A 21,044-nucleotide genomic window follows, 5' to 3' on the forward strand; every position below is an offset into this window, starting at 1 on the left:
TTTCAAGGGATGCCCAACATGCAAAGACGCCTTCTCCTCTCCGCCGCCGTGGCCGCACCTGTGGTCTTGTCCGGCTGCGCCAGCCAGAACCTCGATGGCTACGCCAGCGAAAAACCGGTGCTGGACCTGGCCCAGTACTTCAACGGCAAGATCGACGCCTACGGCATCTTCCAGGACCGCAGCGGGCAGATCGTCAAACGCTTCACCGTGGTGATGGACTGCAGCTGGAAGGGCAACGAGGGCGTGCTGGACGAAGCCTTCACCTATTCCGACGGCACCACGCAGCGCCGCATCTGGCGCCTGACGAAGCATTCCGACGGCCGCTACACCGGTACCGCCGACGATGTGGTGGGCACGGCCAACGGCCAGACGCGCGGCAACGCCTTCCGCTGGAACTACACGCTGGCCCTGCCCGTGGATGGCAAGGTCTACAACGTGGACCTGGACGACTGGATGTACCTCATCGATGATCGCGTGATGCTCAACCGCGCCACCATGAGCAAGTTCGGCGTGCGGCTTGGCGAGATCACCTTGTCCTTCACCAAGCGCGCACCATGAAACTCAACCCTCCCTTGCGCGACTGGAAGGGTCGCCGGGCCTGGCTCATCGGAGCCAGCAGCGGCATTGGCCGGGCCACGGCGGCAGCGCTGCATGCGCGCGGCGCGCAAGTCATCGTCTCGGCCCGGAGCAGCGATGCGCTGAACGCCTTTGTGGTGCAGCACCCCGGCAGCACCGCGCTGGCTTTTGACACGGCTGAACCTGCCCAGGTACAAGCCGCCGCCGCGCAGGTGCTGGCGGACGGCGTGCCCGACCTGGTGTGCTACTGCGCGGGCTACTACCGCGACATGCGCGCGACCGACTTCGACCTGACCGTGATGCTGCGCCACGAGCAGATCAACTACAACGGCGCACTGCATGTGCTGGCCGCCGTGCTGCCCGCCATGCTCACTGCGGCCCATACGGGGCACCCTGGGCATGTGAGCCTGATCAGCAGCGTGGCGGGGTTCCGGGGCCTGCCCAAGAGCCTGGCCTACGGGCCCACCAAGGCCGCGCTCATCAACCTGGCCGAGGCGCTGTACCTGGACCTGCACGACCTGGGCCTGGGCGTGAGCGTGATTAACCCCGGCTTTGTGGCCACGCCGCTCACGGCGGGCAACGACTTCACCATGCCTGCGCTCATCTCCCCCGAAGCGGCAGCCGACGCCATCCTGCAGGGCTGGGCGCGCGGGCAGTTCGATATTCACTTCCCCAAGCGCTTTACGCGCGTGATGAAGCTGCTGCGGCTGCTGCCCTACCGGTGGTACTTTCCAGCCGTCCGCAAGTTCACGGGACTCTGAGTTTCCATGCAACCCCCTTACACCGCCCCCGCTACCGAAGAAGCCGTCACGCGCGTCATTGCGTTTTTTGAAAACCTGTCGCCCGCCGATGTGGCGACCATCGGCCAGTTCTATGCGCCCCAGGCGCGCTTCAAGGACCCGTTCAACGAGGTGGTGGGCGTGCCTGCCATCCAGGGCATCTTTGCCCACATGTTCGAGGCCCTGGAGCAGCCGCGTTTTGTGGTTACGGGCCGCGTGGTGCAGGGACAGCAGTGCTTCTTGACCTGGGACTTTCTGTTCGCGTTCAAGGACTTCCACAAGGGCGTGACGCAGACAGTGCGCGGCGCCTCGCACCTGGTGCTGGACGCCCAGGGCCAGGTGACCTTGCACCGCGACTACTGGGATGCCGCCGAGGAGCTGTACGAAAAGCTGCCCGTGGTGGGCGCGCTGATGCGCTGGCTCAAGAAGCGCGCCAACAGCTGACGGTCCGGGCCTTCATCACCCCACCGCGCGGATGCGTGGGTGCCCCGGCAGCGGCACCGCACGCTGCAGCACGCCTTCGGCCAGCCACAGTGCACTGTTCCATGCGCGCTGCGCGACATAGGGCAGCGGCAGCTGCTGGTAGTCGTCGTTGAAGACTTCAAAGCTGTAGTCGCCCTGGTAGCCCATGCCATCCAGCGTGCGCACCAGCTCGGCCAGCGCCTGGCTGTGCACGCCCTCGCCGGGGAACACGCGAAAGTGCCGCGCAGTCTCGATGCGCTCCTGCACCGTGCGCGTCTCCTGCCACATGAAGTCCGACAGCTGCACGAGGTAGATCTTGGCCGGATCCACATCCTCCAGCGCCGAGAGTGGCGTGCTGGTGGCGAACTGGTGGTACGAGTCGATGGCCAGGCCCAGGTTGGGGCAGTCGGCCTGCTCCACGGCCGCCCAGGCCTGGTGCACCTCGTTGATGTGGCGGCCCCACGAGAGGCCTTCAAAGGCCACACGGATGCCGTGCGGCAGCGCCAGCAGGGCCAGCTTGCGCAGGTCCCGCGCAATGGCGTCGGCGTCGGCCGTGGCGTGTGACGATGTGGAGCTGCAGGCCAGCAGCACGGGCGCACCCAGGTCGCGCGCCATCAGGATCATCTGCTTGGCAATGTCCACCTTGTAGCTGTGCAGGTGGCCTGAGAGGCCTTCAAAATCGCGCAGCACCTGAAAGCCCGTCACGCGCAGGCCGCTGTTGCGCACGGCGTGCACAGCGGCCTCGATGCCCGCAGGGTGGCCCACGATGTCGCGCGCGGCCAGCATGATCTGACCGAAGCCTGCCGCCTTGACGGCGGCGAGCTTGGCCTCCAGCGGCCCGGCCAGGCTGATGGTGTCCATGCCGAAATCGGCGACGTTGCGTTGCATGGTGGATCGGCGCATGGGCAGTCTCCAGGCTCAGCGCGCGTCGAGCACCAGCTCGAAGCTGGGCGAGGCTGCATCGGCACGCGTGAGGGCGCCGCGCGTGCCGGTGTGCACGCCCGTGGGCGACTCCACAAACTCCACGCCGCGCGCACGCAGTGCATTCACAGTGGCCAGCACGTCGGGCGTGCCAAAGGCCACGCGCTGCAGCAGCTCCTCGGGGTCGGCATCCAGTGCATCGACCTGCGGCTCAATCAGTTGCCAGTGCAATGTGCCGCACGGGCTGGACAGGATGCGGCCATGGGTGAGCACGCCAAACGACTGGTTGGGCGCCAGCTCGGCAAAGCCGAACAGCTCGCTGTAGAAGTGGATCCAGTCCGCCGCGCGCCCCAGGCCGATGTACTGCACCACGCCAAACAAGTGCAGGCCTTGCAGTGCGGGCGGGCACGGGTGGACGGTGGGAATGGGCACAAAGTCCACGTCGTAGATGGAGAACTCTTTCCAGCGGTCCACGAAGTAGATGCGGCTCGCGCCCACACCGTGGATGGCGGGGATGTTCAGCTCCATCACCTCAACCTCGGTGTGCACGGCCCATGCGCCCAACTCCAGCACGCGGCGAAACGCTGCGGCGGCATTGCCGACACGGAATGCGACGGCGGCCAGCACGGGGGCTTCGGTGAGCGTAGGCGGTGCATGCAGGCCCGTGCGCTCGGCATCCTGGTGTGCGTTGACGATGATGTTCATGTCGCCCTGGCGGTACAGCAGCACCTCGCGCGAGCGGTGGCGCGCCACGGGCTGGAAGCCCATGCGCTCCAGCGCCTGGCCCAGCGCTTGCGGGCGGCTGGTGGCGTATTCGATGAACTCCACGCCCTGCAAGCCCAGGGGGTTGGGCAGTTCGCCCAGCGCTTCGCGGGCGGCCATCATCGGGGTGCTCATGGGGTTGGCTCCTTGTGGTTTGCTGCGGGCGTTGGCATCAGCGGGTACTGACCAGGCGGCGGAAATGCGCGTCCATGCGTGCGGCATCGGGCGCCTCGCCAGTGAACAGCTCGAACGCGCCCACAGCCTGGCCCACGGCCATGCCGCCGCCGTCCGACACGCGGCAGCCCAGTGCGCGCGCGGCCTGCACCAGCGCGGTGTCGAGCGGGAAATACACCACCTCAGACACCCACATCGCGGGCCGCAGCAGCGCCACGTCCAGCGGCAGGCCGGGCAGTTTGTCCATGCCCGTGGGCGTGGCGTGGATCAGGCCGGTGGCTTGTGCCATGGCCGCTTGGATGTCAGCCGCTTCGGCCCGGGCGCCGTAGAGCGCATTCACGTCGGCCGCCAGTTGCGCTGCGCGCTCGGGCTGTGCATCGACGATGCTCAGGTGCTCGGCGCCCAGGCGCAACACGGCGTGTGCAATTGCAGCGCCCGCACCGCCTGCGCCCAGCAGCACCACGCGGCGCAGGTCGGCGCCGGGCAGCGCGCGGGTAAAGCCCCAGGCCCAGCCCGATCCATCGGTGTTGTGCCCCACCAGTTGTCCATCACGGATAACCACGGTGTTCACGGCGCCCATAGCGCGCGCTTCTTCGGACAGGCTGTCGAGGTGCGGGATCACTGCCTGCTTGCAGGGGTAGGTCACGTTGCAGCCCGCATAGCCCATGATGCGCGCCGCTGACAACAGCGTGGGCAGATGCTCCACCGAGGACGCCGAGCGGTCCAGGTCAATGAGCTGGTAGTGCAGGCGCATGCCGTGGTGGCGTGCTTCTTCTTCGTGCAGCGCGGGCGACAGCGACTTCTGGATGCCGGCACCGATCAGCCCGATCAGCACCTTGCGGGGGCTTGTGGAGGACATGGTGGACATGGGTGTGGTGACCGGGGGATCAAGCAGCTGGGTGCTCATGGGGCGGGCGGAATGCGGGGTGAATGCACGGCCGGGCGTGGCCAGGCCATGGGCGGCCGTGCGAGGAGGACAGCGTGGGGCTTACTTGCCGCCGCGCAGCTTGGCCAGCGTGGCGTAGACCTCTTTCACCGTCTCGGCGCCGACTTTTTCGCTGTGCTTTTCGACCACGGGCTTGACCTTGGCGCGCAGCTTGTCCAGCTCGGCGGGCGAGAACTCGGACACCTGCATGCCGGCCTTCTTGAGGTCTTCCAACGCCACGTTGGCCTGCACGCGCGACACACCGCGCTGGAAGGTGGTGGCCTCGGCCATGGCGTCGGTGAGCGCCTTCTGGTCGGCAGGGTTCAGGCTGTCCCAGAACTTCTTGCTCACGATCACGGCCTGGGGGTTGTACATGTGGCGCGTGACGGTCAGGTACTTCTGCACCTCCGCAAACTTGGACGACAGGATGGTGGAGAACGGGTTCTCCTGGCCGTCCACGGCCTTCTGCTCCATGGCGGTGTACAGCTCGGGGAACGGCATGGGAACGGCGTTGGCGCCCAGCGCGTTGAACATGTCGATGTAGATGGGCGACTGGATCACGCGGATCTTGAGGCCCGCAATGTCCTCGGCCTTGGTGATGGGACGCTTGCTGTTGGTGAGGTTGCGAAAGCCCAGCTCCCAGTAGCCCAGGCCGATCAGGTTCTTGGCCTGCAGCTTGTCGAGCAGCTTCTTGCCGAAGGGGCCGTCGGTCACGGCATCAGCCTCTTGGGGCGTAGCGAACAGGAACGGGAAGTCGTAGATGCCGAATTCCTTGGCCTGGGCCGAGAGAATGCCTGCGTTGAGCACCGTCATCTCCACCGTGCCACCTTGCAGCGCCGACACCGTCTGCAGGTCGCCGCCGAGCGTGCCGCCGGGGAAGAGCTTGACCGCAATGCGACCGTTGGTCTTGGCTGCCACCAGGTCTGCAAACTTTTGCGCGCCCTGGGCCTGCGGGTGGTCCTTCTGGTTCTGGAAGGCGAACTTGATGGTGCGCTCCTGCGCGTGCGCGGCGGGCAGCAGCGATGCGGCGATGAGGGCCGTGGCGAGCAGGGTTTTGAGCAGCTTCATGGAATGGTCTCCTTGGGTTTTGGGCAGGCAGAAACGGTAGGCGAGTAGGGGCGGGTCAGCCCCCCAGCAGGCGCAAGGGCACGAGAACGATGGACGGGAACAGCACCAGCAGGAACATGACGATGAACTGCGCCACCATGAACGGCATGACGCCCCGGGTGACCTGCGACATGGAAATGCGGCCTACCCCGGCTACCACGTTGAGCACGGTGCCCACGGGTGGCGTGATGAGGCCAATGGCGTTGTTGATGATGAACAGCACGCCGAAGTACACCGGGTCAATGCCGGCTGCCTTCACCACCGGCATCAGCACGGGCGTGAGGATGAGGATGGTGGGCGTCATGTCCATCGCGGTGCCCACCACCATGACCAGCACCATGATCGCGATCAGCAACAGCGTCTGGTTGCCCATGAAAGGCTCCAGCATGCCGATGACAGCGGACGGAAGATCGGCCACGGTGATGAGCCAGGCCGACACCATGGCAGCTGCGACCAGGAACATGACCACGGCACTGGTGCGTGCGGAGGTCTGGAAGATATCCACCAGCTGGCGCAGGGTCAGCTCGCGGTACACGACCATCGCGACAAACAGCGAGTAGACGGCGGCCACCACGGCGGCCTCGGTGGGTGTGAACACCCCCATGCGCAGACCCACCAGGATGATGATGGGCAGGCCCAGGGCCCACACGGCTTCACGCAACGCCAGCAGCAGCTCGGCGCGCGTGGCGCGCTTGGGCGGCGCAACGTTCTCGCGCCGCACCAGCCACCACCACGTCACGGCCAGCGAGAGCCCCAGCAGCACGCCAGGAACAATGCCCGCCAGGAACAGCTTGCTGATGGACACGTTGGCGGCCACGCCAAAGATCACAAAACCGATGGAGGGAGGGATCACTGGCGCGATGATCCCGGCAGAGGCAATCAGGCCCGCCGAGCGCTCCTTGTTGTGCCCAGCCGCCACCATCATCGGCAGCAGCAGGGACGCTAAGGCCGCCGCATCCGCCACGGCCGAGCCCGAGACAGCCGCCAGAATCACGGCCGCCATGATGGCCACATAGCCCAGGCCGCCGGGGACATGGCCCACCACGGTGAGCGCCAGCTTCACGATGCGCTTGGACAGCCCACCCACATTCATGATCTCGCCCGCCAGCATGAAGAAAGGCACGGCCAGCAGCGGAAAGCTGTCGGCGCCATTGATCACGTTTTGCGCCAGGATCTGCGCGTCGAACAGGTCCAGATGCCACATGAGCGCCACACCGCAGATCAGCAGCGCGTAGGCGATGGGGACGCCGATCGCCATGGCAAGCAGCAGGGAGCCCAGGAAGATGGTGACGGTCATGGTGCGCGTTCCAGTGCAAAAGGGGGATCAGCGGCGCGAGCCTGCCGAGGGAGGGGTGACACTGGCGTCTTCCGTGCGGTGTTGCAGGGCCGCGAGTTCTTCGCTCTCCTGCACCATGACCAGGTCGTTTTCGCCCAGCGGCACAAAGAGCGTGCGCAGCAGGTCACGCAGCAGGATGGCAATGGCGGACCCGCCCATGAGCACACCGCTGGCGTAGAAGATGCCCACCGATGCCCCCGTGACCGGTGCCTCGGTGTCGACATTGATCACCATCTGCGCCCAGCTGCCCTTGAGCAGCAGCCAGGAGACATACAGCATGGCAACCTGTGCGAGCACCAGACAGACCTTTTTGCCCGCCGCAGGCAGGCGGGACACCAGCACGTCGGTGCCCAGGTGTCCGTGCTCCCGCAAGGCCACCACGGCCCCCATGAAGGTCAGCCACACAAACAGCCATCGCGACAGCTCTTCGGACACCGTGATGCCCGAGTTCGCGGTGTAGCGCAACACCACATTGCCAAACACCAGCACCACCATGATGGCCAGGCACAGTCCGGAAAGCATGTCGAGTGCGCGGGTGTATCGCCCGAGCCAGCGGTCGGCCAGTGCAAGCATGGTGTCTCCAGTCGTTATCGGTTGCTGTTTTTAAATTTTGTACGAACTGGTTAGTATTTGATCTAGGTGCAAACCCTGCTCGTTGGCGGCGGTCGGGCCGTGCGGGAATGGCCGCAATGCGGGAGCGCACGGCGCAAGACGCAGAGCGCCCCCGGCTCCGATGTCCGGGAGCACCGCACGGTCAAGGCGCGCAATGCGTCGGAGAAATGCGAATCAGGGCCGCAGAAAGCGCACGATCATTTCAATGATCGATTCACGGCGTTGCGCCGTGGCGGCAGGCGTGTCCAGCGAGCGCTTGAAGATCGCGCCAAAGGTGTGGCGGTTGGCCACGTTGAAAAAGCACAGGGCGGAGATCGACATGTGCAGATCGACCGGGTCCACATCCGGACGAAAAACCCCCGCCGCCACGCCGCGCTGGTACACATCGCGCACCGCATGGATGACTGGGATGTTCAGTTCCTGGATCGTGGCCGATTGGGTGATGTACTCGCCCCGGTGCATGTTTTCGTTCATCACCAGACGGATGAAGTCGGGGTTGGCGAGCTGGTAGTCCACCGTGAAGCCGACCAGGGTGCGCAGGGCCTGCTCGGGTGCCAGGTCTTCGAGGTGCAGTTCGGACTCGATGCGGCGGATGCGCCGGTAGGCATCCTCCAGCACCGCCACATACAGACCTTCCTTGCTACCGAAGTAGTAGTAGATCATGCGCTTGCTGCTGCTGGTCAGCGCCGCGATCTCGTCGATGCGCGCCCCGGCGAGGCCCTTGTCGGCAAACTCTGCCGTGGCCACCTGCAGGATGTTGGCCATGGTGCGGTCCGGGTCGTTCACGCGCACTCGGTCGGCGCCCGGGGTGGCAGCGGCCTCGCGTGCGGCGCGCTGGCGGGTCGCCCTGGTACCAGCGACTAGGGGTGGGTTTTGAACCATTTCGTTCATACGTCCGGGAGCATACGGCAAGCGGAGGGTCGAACGGCACAAAGACCCGCCGCACTCTGCGGCAGGACGGGCTCGCCGGAGCCTCTAAGCGGCCCCGGGAACAGGTCAGGCAGGCTTGGTGTCCGCGAAACTGGGGCGCTGCATCAGCTTGTCGAGCAGTTTGCCCAGGTTGGGGTATTCGTTGCGCCAGGCGATCTCGGGAAAGCGGAACTCCAGCCAGCCCAACGCACAGCCCACCGCAATGTCGGACAGGCTCAGGTGGATGCCGCTGCAATAGGGCTTGTCGCCCAGGCCCTGGCTCATGGACTTGAGGCCATCGTTGACCTTGACCAACTGGCGGTCGATCCAGGCCTGGCTGCGTTCGCTGTCCTTGCGGTGAACCCAGGTGGCTTCCAGGCGGGCCAGTATGCCGGCGTCCATCACGCCGTCGGCCAGGGCCTCCCAGGTCTTGACCTCTGCGCGCTCGCGCCCTTGCGATGGGATGAGCTTGCCCACGGGCGACAGGGTGTCGAGGTATTCCACGATGACGCGCGAATCAAACACGGCCTCGCCGCCTTCCATCACCAGGCAGGGCACCTTGCCCAAGGGGTTGGATGCGGAGATGTGGGTGTCGTCTGCCCAGACGTTTTCTTGCACGAACTGGTAGTCGAGCTTTTTCTCAGCCATCACGATACGTACCTTGCGCACGTAGGGGCTGGTGGTGGCTCCGATCAATTTCATGGTGTGTCTTCCAGTGCGCGGGGATGCTGAACAATTCGGGTTTGATTCTATCGACAGCGACCCGGCGTGAGGCTGACTGATGCGCCGCCCCCACACACCCCGCCGACCCGCCCCGCCTACAATGGCGCGCCATGAGCCTGTCCACCATCACCGCCCTGTCGCCGCTTGACGGCCGTTACGCCCCCAAACTTGCCGCCCTGCGCCCGATCATGAGCGAACACGGCTACATGCACCGCCGCGTGCAGGTGGAAGTGGCCTGGTTCATTGCGCTGTCGGATGCGGGTTTTGCAGAGTTCAAGCCCCTCACTACCGGAGCACGTGCTTACTTGCTGGGCCTGGTCAAGAACTTCTCCGAGGCTGACGCCGCCGCCATCAAGGAGATCGAAAAGACCACCAACCACGACGTGAAGGCGGTCGAATATTGGATCAAGAGCAAGTTCGAAGCCCGTCCTGAGCTGGAAAAGGCCTCCGAATTCGTGCACTTTGCCTGCACCAGCGAAGACATCAACAACACCAGCCACGCACTGCAGCTGCGCTCGGGCCGCGACCAGGTCATTCTGCCGGGCCTGGACCGCATCATGCTCAAGCTGCGCGAAATGGCTCACGCATTTGCCGACGTGCCCATGCTCAGCCGCACGCACGGCCAGACGGCCAGCCCCACCACCGTGGGCAAGGAAATGGCCAACGTACTGATGCGCCTGCAAACGGCCTGCGAGAAGATCGCCGCCGTCAAGATCATGGGCAAGATGAACGGCGCCGTGGGTAACTACAACGCCCACCTGTCGGCCTGGCCCGACTTTGACTGGGAAGCCTTCAGCAAGAAGGTTATTGAGACCCCCGAACCACTGGGCCTGGGCCTGACCTTCCAGCCTTACAGCATCCAGATCGAGCCGCACGACTACATGGCCGAGCTGTTCGACGCCGTGGCCCGTGCCAACACCATCCTGATCGACCTCTCGCGCGACATCTGGGGCTATGTGAGCCTGGGCTACTTCAAGCAGCGCCTGAAGGCAGGCGAAATTGGCTCGTCCACCATGCCGCACAAGGTCAACCCCATCGACTTCGAGAACGCCGAAGGCAACCTGGGCCTGGCCAACGCACTGCTCAAGCACCTGTCCGAAAAGCTGCCCATCAGCCGCTGGCAGCGCGACCTGACCGACAGCACCGTGCTGCGCAACATGGGCGTGGCCCTGGGCTACGCCACGCTGGCCTACGCCTCGCTGCTCACGGGCCTGAACAAACTCGAAATCAACGAAGAAGCCCTGGCCGAAGACCTGGACGCTGCCTGGGAAGTGCTGGCCGAGCCCATCCAGACCGTGATGCGCCGTTTTGGCGTGCAGGGCGCCTACGAAAAGCTCAAGGAAGTGACCCGCGGCAAGACCGTGACGGCTGAGGCGCTGCACGGGCTGATCCAGTCGCTGGAAATTCCCCAGGCTGAAAAAGACCGCTTGCTGGCTATGACGCCCGGTAGCTATGTGGGCAAGGCGGCTGAGCTGGCACGCCGCGTATAAAAATGATAGCTGCCCGCGCTTATCGCGTGGGCACTTAAAACCTCTGGAGCTGCCAAAGCAAGCACCCACTTGCACTGGCAGCTCTTGTTTTTGATACATCCATGGCCATCAAATCCACCATCTTCAAGGCGAACCTCCAGATCGCCGACATCGACCACGGCTACTACGCCGACCATGCCCTCACCCTGGCCCGCCACCCCAGCGAGACGGACGAGCGCATGATGGTGCGGCTGGCGGCCCTGGCCATGCAGGCGCACCAGCTCAACGACCTTTGCAATGGCGACGCCACATTGGCGTTTGGCGCGGGCCTGTCGGACCCGGACGACCCGGATGCGTCCCTCACCGACTTCACGGGCCGCAAACGCCTGTGGATCGAAGTGGGCCAGCCCGAGGACAAGCCGCTCACCAAGGCCTGCAGCAAGGCGGACTCCGTGATCGTCTACTGCTTCAACCACGCCGCAGAAATCTGGTGGAAAGGCATTGAGAGCAAGCTTTCGCGCCTGGACAAGCTGCAGGTGTGGCGCATTCCGACCGAAGCCTCCCAGGCGCTGGCGCAACTGGCCGAACGCAGCATGCAGCTGCAGGCCACCGTGCAGGAAGGGGCCATCACCCTGAGCAGCACGCAGGGCAGCGTGCATGTGGAGCCGGTGCGCTGGAAGTAAGGGGGTTTTGAGCCAAAGTGCCCACTAGCGCTAGTGCAACATGCCTCAGTAGCTATTGAATATATAGCAAACGAGTTCTGTGTCGTCAGTCGCGGGGCATGAACGCGCCGCAATTCCAGCACTGCTCAAAACCGCCTTCCACCATCTCGCCGCAGCGGCAGGCCCAGTGGCGCTGTGGCAGGTCTTGCAGCTCCTGCAGCAAGGCCCGGGCGCGGGCAACATGCTCTTCATGGTCCAGCCAGATCTCGGGCAGGCACTGGTCGGGCGGCAGGTGGCCCGCAGCGGCACTCAGGTACTGGCGCTGAACTGAGGCGGTCATACCTGCCTCGCATAGCAGGTCCGCCCACAGGGTCGCGATGGCGATATTCGGGGCTTTGGTCAGACGCTGCATGGCACCACCTTAGCGGTTTGCCAGGCCGGCGCATAGCCCGCCACGCGCTAAACCCCCTTGCTGCTGGCGGCGCCCGGGGTCGTCACCCCCTCGGCCGCCCGCTCGGCATACCGGTTGAACCGCCAGGCCGAGTGCTCCAGGGTGATGCGACGCCACACCCCCCGCTTTTCTGCTGGCGTGAACGAGAGCCAGAATTGCACCTCGTCGAACGTGCGTCCGCAGCCTTTGCACAGATCGTCGCCCTGGCTGGTGGAACAAATGGCGATGCAGGGCGTGTCGGGTGTCGTGTCGTACCAGCTCTGCCATGCGGCCATGGCGGCGGGAGGCAGGCTGTCCTCGTCGATTTCCGTGGTGTGGCCATAGACCATGAGCGCGTAGACCTCCCCCAGGGCCTGGACCTCAGGCGCCAGGCCCAGCCCCTCGGCCGATGCAGGCGCGCGGTGGCGCCAGTAATTGATGGCGGCTTCGATGTCGGTGATGTGGATGGCAGCCATGGGAACGGGGCGAGAGGGCAGAAGCGCAGCGGTACAGCAGGAGAAGGGGGCTGGATCATAGCGGTCCCCCACAAGGGACGCTGGCAGTGGTGGTATCCATCGTCTGCCCGCCCCATCCACCTCACAAGCCCCACAGACATACGCAGTAACCACAACGCCCGAGCCCTTGCGCTGCCACGCCGGGGATGTTCCAATCGCTGTCTCGAAGGGGAGTAGCTCCCGCCTTGCAAGCCGACCCGCCATCATTCGGGCCGAGCCAGCGCAAGGCATCGGATTTGTCGTCAATACGAAGCCATGCTTCCGGCAATCCGGGTTCACACACAACCAGCCTGTGTGGAACTGAGCAAGACCTTTGATGGGCCCACCGTGGGCTGATCAAGGCCGTCCCTTCGCTTGCCAACGCACCCCTGTCCGGGGCAAGCCTTCCTTGACCAGGTCACCCAAAGCCCCCTATCCCTGCGGGGGACTCGGCGCTACAGTGGCGCCAGGATCCTCGTTTCGCGCCACTGACATTGAGGAATTTATGGACTTTTTGGCTTCGCCCGAATTCTGGCTCGCACTCGGCCAGATCATCATCATCGACATCCTGCTGGGGGGCGACAACGCAGTGGTCATTGCCCTGGCTTGCCGCAAACTGCCTCCCGCACAGCGCACCAAGGGCATCATCTGGGGCACGGCCGGCGCCATCGTGCTGCGTGTGATCCTGATCGCCTTCGCAATGACCTTGCTGGCACTGCCCTTCCTCAAGTTTGTGGGCGCGCTGCTGCTGGTGTGGATTGGCGTGAAGCTGCTGGCCCCCGATGAAGAAGGCCATGGCGACGTGCAAGGCAGCGACAAGCTGCTGGCCGCCATCAAGACCATCATCGTGGCCGACCTGGTCATGAGCGTGGACAACGTGATCGCCATTGCCGGTGCAGCGCAGAATGCGGGCGACCACTCGTTCTTGCTGGTGGTATTGGGTCTGCTGATCTCTATCCCGATCATCGTCTGGGGGAGTCAGCTGGTCATCAAGCTCATGGAGCGGTTTCCTCTCATCATCACGCTGGGCGGTATGTTGCTGGGCTGGATTGCGGGCGGCATGCTGGTCACCGACCCGGCGCTCGCCAACCCCGACAAGTGGCAGTGGATGCTCAAGATGCCCGTCGATAGCGTGACCGGCGAAGTGACCGATGTCGTGAAGTACGGGGCGAGCGTGGCTGGCGCGCTGCTGGTTTTGCTGGCAGGCAAGATCATCCTGGCTCGCCGCGCCAGTGCCGGCTCTGCACCGGCAGGGCACTGACCCGACCGTTTCACGCGGATTGCATTGCATCTGAGGCAGCACAGGGGGCCATACCGCGCCCCTGTGGCCTGCCGCACACCTGGAGGTGGGTATGGACAAAGTCATCGTGTATGTGGACGACGCAGCGTACGCGCAGCAGGTACTCGCCCCCCTGTGCGGGCGCCCCGCCAGCGCACACACCCATTGGGTGCTGGTGGCGTGTGCACCCCGTATGACCCACCGCGTCAGCAAATGGGTGAGCCACAGCACCCGTGAGAACTGGCGTACCAAATGGGCGGACAAGCTGTTCGCACAAATTGTCCCGACGTTGCATGCACCTTCGGGCGCGGTGACCACGGTGGTGGCCAAGGGCCCGCTGGCCGAACTCACGGCCCAAATTCAGGCAGAGGTCGGTGGCGCAGTGGCCGCCCCCGTGGTGGATGCACGTCGCCCCAAGTCCGAGCCCGTGCAGCCCGCCGGCCGTCTGGACGGGCGCTGGTCGTCACTGTCGGGCACGCTGGGCAGCGTGCTCACCGGCTTTGGCGTGTTGTGGGTGCTGGCGCTCGAATAGGCCGGTAGGTGTGTGTGGCCAGCCAAGCCACATCCAGCGATTGCAGTACAGCAGGCCAGTGCTATTCTCCGGCCATGCGACTTCTTCTGAAATGGCTGCTCAGCGCTGCATCGCTGCTGTTTGTGGCTTACGTCTACAGCGGTGTGGAGGTGAAAAGCTTCACCTCGGCGCTGATCGCGGCCTTCGTGATCGGCCTGTTCAATGTGGTGCTGCGACCGGTGCTGGTCGTACTCACCTTACCCGTCACCATCGTTACGGTCGGGCTGTTTCTCTTCGTCATCAACGCACTCATGTTCTGGGCAGCGGCCAGCGTGCTGGACGGCTTCCACGTCGCCGGTTTTGGGGCTGCGTTGCTGGGCTCGCTGATCTACTCGGTGCTCGGCGTGATCATCGAATCAGCGCTCGGCGGCCTGTTCGCGAAGAAGTGACTCCATCGCGCGCAAACGGGTGTCGATGATGGAAGCCTCAATGTGGTCCACCGCAGGTCCACCTCGGCGGGCCATCTCTTGGCCGGCCTTGAACCGGTCTACCGCAGCAGCATAGTCATACCGCGCGGCTTGCGCTTCGGCCTCTGCACGAATCGCCCTCAACGCCTGGCCTTGCGCTTGCCAGCTTGATGCGAGCAGTTGCCACACGGTCGCATCCTTGGGGTGGGTGGCCACCCAGGTTTGCAACGCCTGCGTGGCGTCCGCTGCTCGGTTGGCGCGCAACAGGGCTTGAGTACGCAGCACCAACTCTGGCCTGCGTGCGTTGTTGCCCTCTGGCATGGACGCAAGGGCTGCAGAGGCATCGCCCGCTGCCAGCTCGATCTCCGCCGCCAACAGGCGTGACAGGCGGTGAGCGGCGGGGTCCTGCCGCACCAGGTCATCCAGCTGGCGGGCAACCAGACGCGCATTGGCTGCATCACGCAGCTGGCTGCTTGCCAGCGCCGCCGCATACAGCGCGGCGGCCCGTCGCGGCAGCGGCTGTGACTGAAACCCTGAGCCCTTGGGCTCCGCAATCCATTGACGCAAAGTGTCCACCCCAGGATTGGACAACACGCGCGCCCGCGCGGCCACCATGGCATGTTCGCTGGAAGTCTGCGTTGGGCCCCCAGGCGCAGACGCTGCTCCCGGAGGGATGCGCGACTGCATGTCTGCCATGCGCTCTGTGGTCAGCGGATGGCTGCGCAAATAGGGCCACGATCCGTTGTCGTTGAGCCGGTTGGCCTGCTGCAGCTTTTCAAACATGCTCACAAAGCCCTGGGGCGCGAAGCCTGCCGGGGCCATCAGCCCATAGCCAATACGGTCCGCCTCGCGCTCCATGTCCCGCGAGAAATTGAGCTGGTTCTGAATGGCCAAGGCTTGACCACCTACGACCAGGGCCTGCGTGGCGCCAGGGTTTTTGCTGGCTGCAAGCGCCCCCAACACCATCGCCCCCAGCAGTAGCGGCGTCTGCTTGCTCTGCTGCGTGATCAGCCGCGAGATATGGCGCTGAGTCACATGGCTCAGTTCGTGCGCTAACACGGAAGCCAGTTCATCACGTGTCGCCACCACACCAATCAAACCCAGATGCACCCCTAGGTAGCCGCCGGGCAGGGCAAACGCATTCACCGTGCGGTCTCGACCCAGCAGGATTTCCCAGGCAAAGCGCTCATCAAGCTCGGCGCTGAGTTCACCACGTGACTTGGCCGCAGACAGGAGAGGCTGCCAGATTCCCTGTACATAGTCGGCCACAACGGGGTCATCGACGTAGTCGGGGTCCCTGTACAGCTCGCGGATGATGCGGTCGCCCAGACGGCGCTCGGCGCTGGTGGTGAGGTCGCTGGAGTCGCCAAGGGTGGGGAGAGGAGATTGTGCGACGGCAGGAAGTGCCACACCAACACCAATTGCTATTAATAGAGAAGCGTTCAGTGCAATACCAGAAAGCGTTATAGGCACTTTTTGCTGTTTTTTTTGAATAACCAAGGAGACCTTAGTTCCTGGTACTTCGGGGGTGTGTTTAGCGTTCCACATGCCCGTATGATGCCCACTCGCTCAAATGTTTCCCATCGATTCACCCGGTTATCACGCCATGTCAGCACTCACTCACTTCGATGCCCAAGGCCGGGCCCACATGGTTGACGTGGCCGCCAAGGCCACCACACACCGTATTGCCGTCGCCAGTGGACGCATAGAAATGCTGCCCGCCACCTTGGCTGTCATCGAAGCGGGCACCGCGAAGAAAGGCGATGTGCTGGGTATTGCTCGCATCGCTGGCATCATGGCGGCAAAAAAAACCAGCGACTTGATTCCCCTGTGCCACCCGCTGGCATTGACTCGCGTCGCTATTGAATTCGAGGCTTCTAGCGCCCAACAATTGGGCGCCGTCGGCATATTTTGCTCAGCAACGGTAGAGACCGTTGGCCAGACCGGTGTAGAGATGGAAGCCCTCACTGCCGTGCAAGTGGCCCTGCTTACCATCTACGACATGTGCAAGGCCGTGGACCGGGGCATGTCGATCCATGAGGTTCGCGTAATAGAGAAGCATGGGGGGAAATCGGGGAGTTTTGTGGCGGCGGGGTGAACCGCCGTCAGTGCGACGCCGTTGCGCGTTAAAGGATTTGCTATCAGAAAGAGTCCAGTGGCAGAAAACCAACTGGCTCGGCGCTGTTGGCATCCAACAGCACAGTCCAAGCCATTTTTCTACTCAACAAGGGGAGGTAGCGCAGACTTGCGACCGGCCGACCCGTGGCCGTAACGGCCTGATCGATTTGCACGGTTCGGCCAGGAAAACGCGTGTACAGATTCGCAGCGGGCTTCGCTTCCTTCAAAACATCGCCCTTAGCCGTTTCGTAAGTTTGCCAAAGGTCGCTACGGGCAGCGAGCGCAAAGCCCCTGAGCGCAGCCGTTGTGGACTCAAACTCTTCCACAGAATTTTTGAAAGGACGCAGGGCAATTGCTGTCGGTCCTGTGAGGGGGAGCTTTTGTAAGCCGGGCGGCGCTTTACTGAGCAAGGCGGCGTCCACCTCGATGGCGTGGACCACACTCATGCGAGAGTACTCAAAAACCAGATGCACCGGCCTCGCCACAAAGACCGTCCACAACCCATAGCCCAAGGCAGCTAGTTGCAACAAGCCCACCAACGCAAAGTCCATCAGCAGTTCGCGGCGAGGCTTGGTACGATTAAAAATGATCAGGGTGATCAAGGGCCCTATGACTACGTCTACCGCAACCACCAAGAAAAATAACTCACGCCCACCAGAAATTTCCCGATAAGGAAAGGGATACCACAGCCCAAAAACCAGCGCAGCTGCCAGCGTCGCAAAACAAAGACTGATACACAAATGGATACCACTTACACGCAGGCGCTTCTTCCAGTTTTGCATAGTCGTAGTTGCTTTCATTGAATGAGCGTGAGAAACCACCTTTTGACTGCGTCTGTATTCTTGTTTTTTGATTCACGACACCAAGTCCGCATGCTTGAAGTAGTTGCCAGAAAGCGGCCAGCCCTTGCATGGCCGTCGCAGCTCGCTGAGGATGCTAAGGCAAAGCAAGAACCTTTAATTGGGGGAATTTGGTTTGCGCCAGCTCCACCCAAGTTGCTTTGACTCCTTCGTACACCTTTTCTCCGTGTGCGGCCCGCAGAACCTTTAGTTGCCTGATGGCTTCTGGTGAGTTTCCATTCAGTGCAAGAGAAAGCGCGTAAGTATTTTGCACTGGCACCCAAGGAAATCTCAGTGTAGCTGCGCGGAGCAGATCAATTTCCTCAGCAGCCATAAGCGGCCGTGGCACAGTTCTGGTTGCTGCGATCATTGCCTTAAGCTGTGTCAGTAACAGAGTATTTGGCTGCTCGTAGCCAGCTGGTGTCTGACCCAAATTGATACTCTCGAATCTAGCAATGCGAAAATCTTCCTCTATATTTAAATACTCCACACTCAACCAAACCAATACCAATCCAAACAGGAAAAACATCCCATATAAGATTCTTGATGAAACAATTTTCGTCATAGAACGTTCAACTTGCTGCCCCAACATTCCAATAGCCAGCATGGCAGGCACCAAAAAGTAAGCATAGGCAAAAGGGTATTCGAATAGACTATGAATACCTAATGGAATCAGCAAGCCTACTGCATACCAGGATCGTGTCGTCTCAACATTTCTTACCTGCTGCCACATCCACACCGATGCGGCGCACACAACAAGCGCAGTCAAAGGGATACCCATACCAATCATCATGTCCAAGATGATGTTGTGCGCATAGGTAAATGGTGAGCTATGAACATAATTGTGTTGCACTGCATTTAGCGCCGTGGATACACCCCGCAAACCCCAGCCCAGCCATGGTTTGATCCACATGGCGTCCCATAGCTGTTGCCAAACCTCCACACGAATACCGGCGGAAGTGTTTATCGTCACCCCTTTTTGCGGTGTGCCTGCCTCATGAATGTGCGAAATCAAAGGTGGCCATACCCACATGATGGCGATGAGCGCCAGCGCACACGTCGCAATCCATGGCCAATACAAGGCACGGACCAATACCCGCCTACGTGCAAACCACCAAAAGCACAAGGCGAGACCGCTGAGCAGCCCAGTGCGCGACTCTGCAACGCCCATGCCCACGAACAGCACAAGGCTCAACAAAATTGTTACGGGGCGACTGACAGACAGGCGTTGATTCAGATAAATCAAACTGGCAGCGCCCATGACCAAGAGCGTGGCCAAATGGTTTGGTTGCCCTAGATTTGCTCCCGGCCTGCGGAATCCTGAATATTGAACAATCCAGCCCGCCTCACCCCACACGCCCAGTGCCTGTGTAAGTGCAATAAGGGTAGACGCCAGGGCTGTTATAAGCAATGCCAATGCCAAGGCAACGGGCCACACTGCATCATCGCCATGCCATTGGGCAACAAGAAGTGCACTGATGCATAAAAAAACGTAAAGCAATAAAATTATTGCATCTCCACCAAATTCAATTTGTCCACTGACGTATTGAATCGAAATCAACACACTCAAGCCAAGCAATACAAGAATCGGCGAGCTCAATCGAACTTGAAAAACTCCAATACGACGCGCGACACCCCAGGCCCATGCCAATACGGCGAAGAATGCGAAGAGTTCACTGTGTGCGGATCTCCACGGAAGCGCGCTAAAGCTTTGGAGAAAACAGCACATCAGCAAACTCAAGCCAAGTACATAGTTCATGCAGTGAAAACTAAATAAAAACGCCCCCGAGGGGGCGTTTTTATAGCATTGATGAATAATCTATGCATTCACACGCATTAGCCGCGGCAAGAACCTGGCAGGAACTTTGATGAAACAGTTGTGCCGTCAGCTGGCAAGCCGCAACGCCATGAATAGATGGTCAGACCGGTATCCGTATTTGTAAGCTCCGCAGGGGTGGCAGCACCAGTCCCTGTGTTAGTGTTTTTCAAAGGAACTAGGGTAACAACTCCGCCAACAGCCGGGGGGGTGGCATTACTATTTTTCAAACCCTGGGTAGTAACCAAAATCTTGCCAGTGTTTGTGGTTTCAATCTTCTGAACATACGTCGAGGGACTTCCGGAGACGTTACCTGAGGCATCAGTGATACCAGCCTCGCAGCCCCATCCGTTGGCGGCCGGCAAGGTGGAAGTAGCAGATTGAACGGTTTCAGTAATGGAAGTACGGCAGCCGGAGGCCGCCAAGACTGCCTCAGACATCTTTGCTCGCATGGTGTAGTCCTGATAAGCAGGCAGAGCCACAGCAGCCAAGATACCGATGATCGCGACCACGATCATCAATTCGATCAGGGTAAAACCCTTTTGGAGAGAACGCTTCATGAAGAACTCCTAGGACAGTTGCAAATGCATGGTGTTGAAGCAATCGGCGTGCCCACTTACCAGAACGGTTCTCGATCAAGCGAACCCATCGTGAACCCGATGGACGAGCTAAAAGCTTGGCAATTTCAGACTGCACAATCAAAAGTCAAGCAACTCCACCAAAAATTTGGCAGAAAAGATCACTTTTTAGCCCTTGTTGGAGAACCCGCCCAATGCACTCAACCGCAGATGCGAATACGCGCACGCACAACAACCTTGCAGTCATCAGAAATTACATTTTTGTCGCCCAATATTGTCACTACTGCCAGCCAAATCCTCATACCTCCATCGTCTCCCCTGCACTCAACCAGCGGATGTCATGCGGGCTGAGGTGGGTGCGGGCAGTACAGTCGAGCAGACTGATCTCGTCCATGATTAGCGAGGTCTCCGACGGCTTGGTGTGCGTGATATAGATGGGGTAATGGTTAGCTGCCGGGATATGAGCCAGTTCCTGCGCCAAGGTCTCGGGGGAGAGGTGCAGGCTCCGTCGGGCTAGATCGCTTTCACGATTGCTGAAGGCTGTTTCGATCACCAAACAAGTCACCTTCAATGTGTTGATGCGATTCCAGAATGGCGGGTTGCGTTCGGTGTCCCCGCTGAAAACCCACCAGCCTGTATCACCCAGCACCGCAAACCCCACGGCGGGAACGGTATGGTGGGCCGGTAGCACCTCGATTTGAACACCTGCGATGCTCAATACGTCGCCCGATACAAAAGCTTGATACTGCAGAAACGGTGATGCAGCAGACGGTATCGCGCTGAAATCCGGCCAGATGACGTTGTTAAAGACATGCGTCTGCAGCGCAGAGATGGTGGCAGCCAGGGCATGCACTTGCACCGGGTGCCGGCGCTGCGACGACACCGCGTCGAGCATCAGGGGCAGCGCGGCGATGTGGTCCAGGTGGGAATGGGTCAGCAACACATGGTCAATCTTGCCCATCTCTTCCAGCGTCAGGTCGCCCACGCCGGTGCCGGCATCAAGCAAGATGCTGTCACCAATCAAGAACGATGTCGTGCGACAGTCCTTGGCAATAGCGCCGGAACACCCCAGCACGCGAACCTTCATGTAGAACC

24 protein-coding genes are annotated in these 21,044 nt (G+C 61.9%); 9 read left to right on the forward strand and 15 right to left on the reverse strand.

Going from position 1 to position 21,044, the window contains the following annotated elements:
- Positions 1-18 precede the first annotated feature (18 nt).
- Genes C380_RS23125 through C380_RS23135 form a run of 3 tightly spaced genes read left to right on the forward strand, consistent with a single transcriptional unit; the run spans position 19 to position 1,799 of the window.
- Positions 19-558: a DUF3833 domain-containing protein gene (locus C380_RS23125; RefSeq protein WP_015016265.1), complete on the forward strand. Its 540-nt coding sequence runs from the start codon at positions 19-21 to the stop codon at positions 556-558.
- Positions 555-1,337 carry an SDR family oxidoreductase gene (locus tag C380_RS23130; RefSeq protein ID WP_015016266.1) on the forward strand — a complete coding sequence of 261 codons (783 nt, stop codon included), beginning with the start codon at positions 555-557 and terminating at the stop codon, positions 1,335-1,337. Before C380_RS23125 ends, C380_RS23130 begins: the two co-directional genes overlap by 4 nt.
- Positions 1,338-1,343: 6 nt before the next feature.
- Positions 1,344-1,799 carry a nuclear transport factor 2 family protein gene (locus C380_RS23135; protein ID WP_015016267.1) on the forward strand — a complete coding sequence of 152 codons (456 nt, stop codon included), beginning with the start codon at positions 1,344-1,346 and terminating at the stop codon, positions 1,797-1,799.
- Positions 1,800-1,814: 15 nt separating this feature from the next.
- Here the strand turns inward: C380_RS23135 and C380_RS23140 are convergent, their stop codons facing one another.
- The 8 genes from C380_RS23140 to C380_RS23175 form a co-directional block, all read right to left on the reverse strand.
- The gene (locus C380_RS23140) at positions 1,815-2,720 is read right to left on the reverse strand and encodes a sugar phosphate isomerase/epimerase (protein ID WP_015016268.1); all 906 of its coding nucleotides are present in this window, start codon (positions 2,718-2,720) and stop codon (positions 1,815-1,817) included.
- A 15-nt stretch (positions 2,721-2,735) separates the two neighbouring features.
- The gene (locus tag C380_RS23145; RefSeq protein WP_015016269.1) at positions 2,736-3,635 is read right to left on the reverse strand and encodes a VOC family protein; all 900 of its coding nucleotides are present in this window, start codon (positions 3,633-3,635) and stop codon (positions 2,736-2,738) included.
- Positions 3,636-3,672: 37 nt separating this feature from the next.
- Positions 3,673-4,533: a shikimate dehydrogenase gene (locus tag C380_RS23150; RefSeq protein WP_043567043.1), complete on the reverse strand. Its 861-nt coding sequence runs from the start codon at positions 4,531-4,533 to the stop codon at positions 3,673-3,675.
- Positions 4,534-4,662: 129 nt separating this feature from the next.
- On the reverse strand, positions 4,663-5,667 hold the full coding sequence (locus C380_RS23155) for a TRAP transporter substrate-binding protein (RefSeq protein ID WP_015016271.1): 1,005 nt from the start codon (positions 5,665-5,667) through the stop codon (positions 4,663-4,665).
- A 55-nt stretch (positions 5,668-5,722) separates the two neighbouring features.
- Positions 5,723-7,003: a TRAP transporter large permease gene (locus C380_RS23160; protein ID WP_015016272.1), complete on the reverse strand. Its 1,281-nt coding sequence runs from the start codon at positions 7,001-7,003 to the stop codon at positions 5,723-5,725.
- Positions 7,004-7,030: 27 nt separating this feature from the next.
- A complete protein-coding gene (locus C380_RS23165) occupies positions 7,031-7,615 on the reverse strand; it encodes a TRAP transporter small permease (protein ID WP_015016273.1) in 585 nt (194 codons plus the stop codon).
- 213 nt (positions 7,616-7,828) lie between these two features.
- A complete protein-coding gene (locus C380_RS23170; protein ID WP_015016274.1) occupies positions 7,829-8,545 on the reverse strand; it encodes a TetR/AcrR family transcriptional regulator in 717 nt (238 codons plus the stop codon).
- A gap of 105 nt (positions 8,546-8,650) precedes the next feature.
- Positions 8,651-9,265 carry a glutathione S-transferase N-terminal domain-containing protein gene (locus C380_RS23175; protein WP_015016275.1) on the reverse strand — a complete coding sequence of 205 codons (615 nt, stop codon included), beginning with the start codon at positions 9,263-9,265 and terminating at the stop codon, positions 8,651-8,653.
- Between the two features lie 131 nt (positions 9,266-9,396).
- Here C380_RS23175 and purB point away from each other — a divergent pair, with 131 nt between their 5' ends.
- A complete protein-coding gene (purB, locus tag C380_RS23180; RefSeq protein ID WP_015016276.1) occupies positions 9,397-10,776 on the forward strand; it encodes an adenylosuccinate lyase in 1,380 nt (459 codons plus the stop codon).
- 101 nt (positions 10,777-10,877) lie between these two features.
- Positions 10,878-11,438 carry a YaeQ family protein gene (locus C380_RS23185; protein WP_015016277.1) on the forward strand — a complete coding sequence of 187 codons (561 nt, stop codon included), beginning with the start codon at positions 10,878-10,880 and terminating at the stop codon, positions 11,436-11,438.
- An 85-nt stretch (positions 11,439-11,523) separates the two neighbouring features.
- Here C380_RS23185 and C380_RS23190 read toward each other — a convergent pair whose 3' ends face one another.
- A complete protein-coding gene (locus C380_RS23190; protein WP_015016278.1) occupies positions 11,524-11,829 on the reverse strand; it encodes a putative signal transducing protein in 306 nt (101 codons plus the stop codon).
- A gap of 47 nt (positions 11,830-11,876) precedes the next feature.
- Positions 11,877-12,323, reverse strand: coding sequence for a DUF3717 domain-containing protein (locus tag C380_RS23195; protein ID WP_015016279.1), 447 nt, complete (start codon positions 12,321-12,323; stop codon positions 11,877-11,879).
- A gap of 523 nt (positions 12,324-12,846) precedes the next feature.
- Between C380_RS23195 and C380_RS23200 the strand changes: the two genes are divergently transcribed.
- The 3 genes from C380_RS23200 to C380_RS23210 all read left to right on the forward strand — a co-directional run bounded on the left by C380_RS23200 (position 12,847) and on the right by C380_RS23210 (position 14,580).
- Entirely contained in the window at positions 12,847-13,602 is a 756-nt protein-coding gene (locus C380_RS23200; RefSeq protein WP_015016280.1) for a TerC family protein, read from the forward strand.
- Positions 13,603-13,693: 91 nt separating this feature from the next.
- The gene (locus C380_RS23205; RefSeq protein WP_015016281.1) at positions 13,694-14,152 is read left to right on the forward strand and encodes a hypothetical protein; all 459 of its coding nucleotides are present in this window, start codon (positions 13,694-13,696) and stop codon (positions 14,150-14,152) included.
- 74 nt (positions 14,153-14,226) lie between these two features.
- Positions 14,227-14,580 (forward strand): phage holin family protein, encoded by a 354-nt coding sequence (locus C380_RS23210; RefSeq protein WP_015016282.1) that lies wholly within the window; start codon positions 14,227-14,229, stop codon positions 14,578-14,580.
- Here the strand turns inward: C380_RS23210 and C380_RS23215 are convergent.
- Positions 14,548-16,008 carry a M48 family metalloprotease gene (locus C380_RS23215; protein ID WP_015016283.1) on the reverse strand — a complete coding sequence of 487 codons (1,461 nt, stop codon included), beginning with the start codon at positions 16,006-16,008 and terminating at the stop codon, positions 14,548-14,550. The two genes, C380_RS23210 and C380_RS23215, sit on opposite strands and share 33 nt — an antisense overlap.
- Positions 16,009-16,204: 196 nt before the next feature.
- Between C380_RS23215 and moaC the strand changes: the two genes are divergently transcribed.
- Complete coding sequence (gene moaC, locus C380_RS23220; RefSeq protein WP_015016284.1) at positions 16,205-16,696, forward strand: cyclic pyranopterin monophosphate synthase MoaC; 492 nt, start codon at positions 16,205-16,207, stop codon at positions 16,694-16,696.
- 43 nt (positions 16,697-16,739) lie between these two features.
- Here the strand turns inward: moaC and tfpZ are convergent, their stop codons facing one another.
- The 4 genes from tfpZ to C380_RS23235 all read right to left on the reverse strand — a co-directional run bounded on the left by tfpZ (position 16,740) and on the right by C380_RS23235 (position 21,036).
- The gene (gene tfpZ, locus C380_RS23225; protein ID WP_015016285.1) at positions 16,740-17,498 is read right to left on the reverse strand and encodes a TfpX/TfpZ family type IV pilin accessory protein; all 759 of its coding nucleotides are present in this window, start codon (positions 17,496-17,498) and stop codon (positions 16,740-16,742) included.
- 154 nt (positions 17,499-17,652) lie between these two features.
- On the reverse strand, positions 17,653-19,314 hold the full coding sequence (locus C380_RS24735) for a PglL family O-oligosaccharyltransferase (RefSeq protein WP_015016286.1): 1,662 nt from the start codon (positions 19,312-19,314) through the stop codon (positions 17,653-17,655).
- 77 nt (positions 19,315-19,391) lie between these two features.
- Positions 19,392-19,931, reverse strand: coding sequence for a pilin (locus C380_RS24740; RefSeq protein ID WP_015016287.1), 540 nt, complete (start codon positions 19,929-19,931; stop codon positions 19,392-19,394).
- A gap of 316 nt (positions 19,932-20,247) precedes the next feature.
- Positions 20,248-21,036 carry a 3',5'-cyclic-nucleotide phosphodiesterase gene (locus C380_RS23235; protein ID WP_015016288.1) on the reverse strand — a complete coding sequence of 263 codons (789 nt, stop codon included), beginning with the start codon at positions 21,034-21,036 and terminating at the stop codon, positions 20,248-20,250.
- Between the last annotated feature and the right edge of the window lie 8 nt (positions 21,037-21,044).

Source organism: Acidovorax sp. KKS102 (assembly GCF_000302535.1).
Lineage (GTDB): Bacteria > Pseudomonadota > Gammaproteobacteria > Burkholderiales > Burkholderiaceae_C > Acidovorax.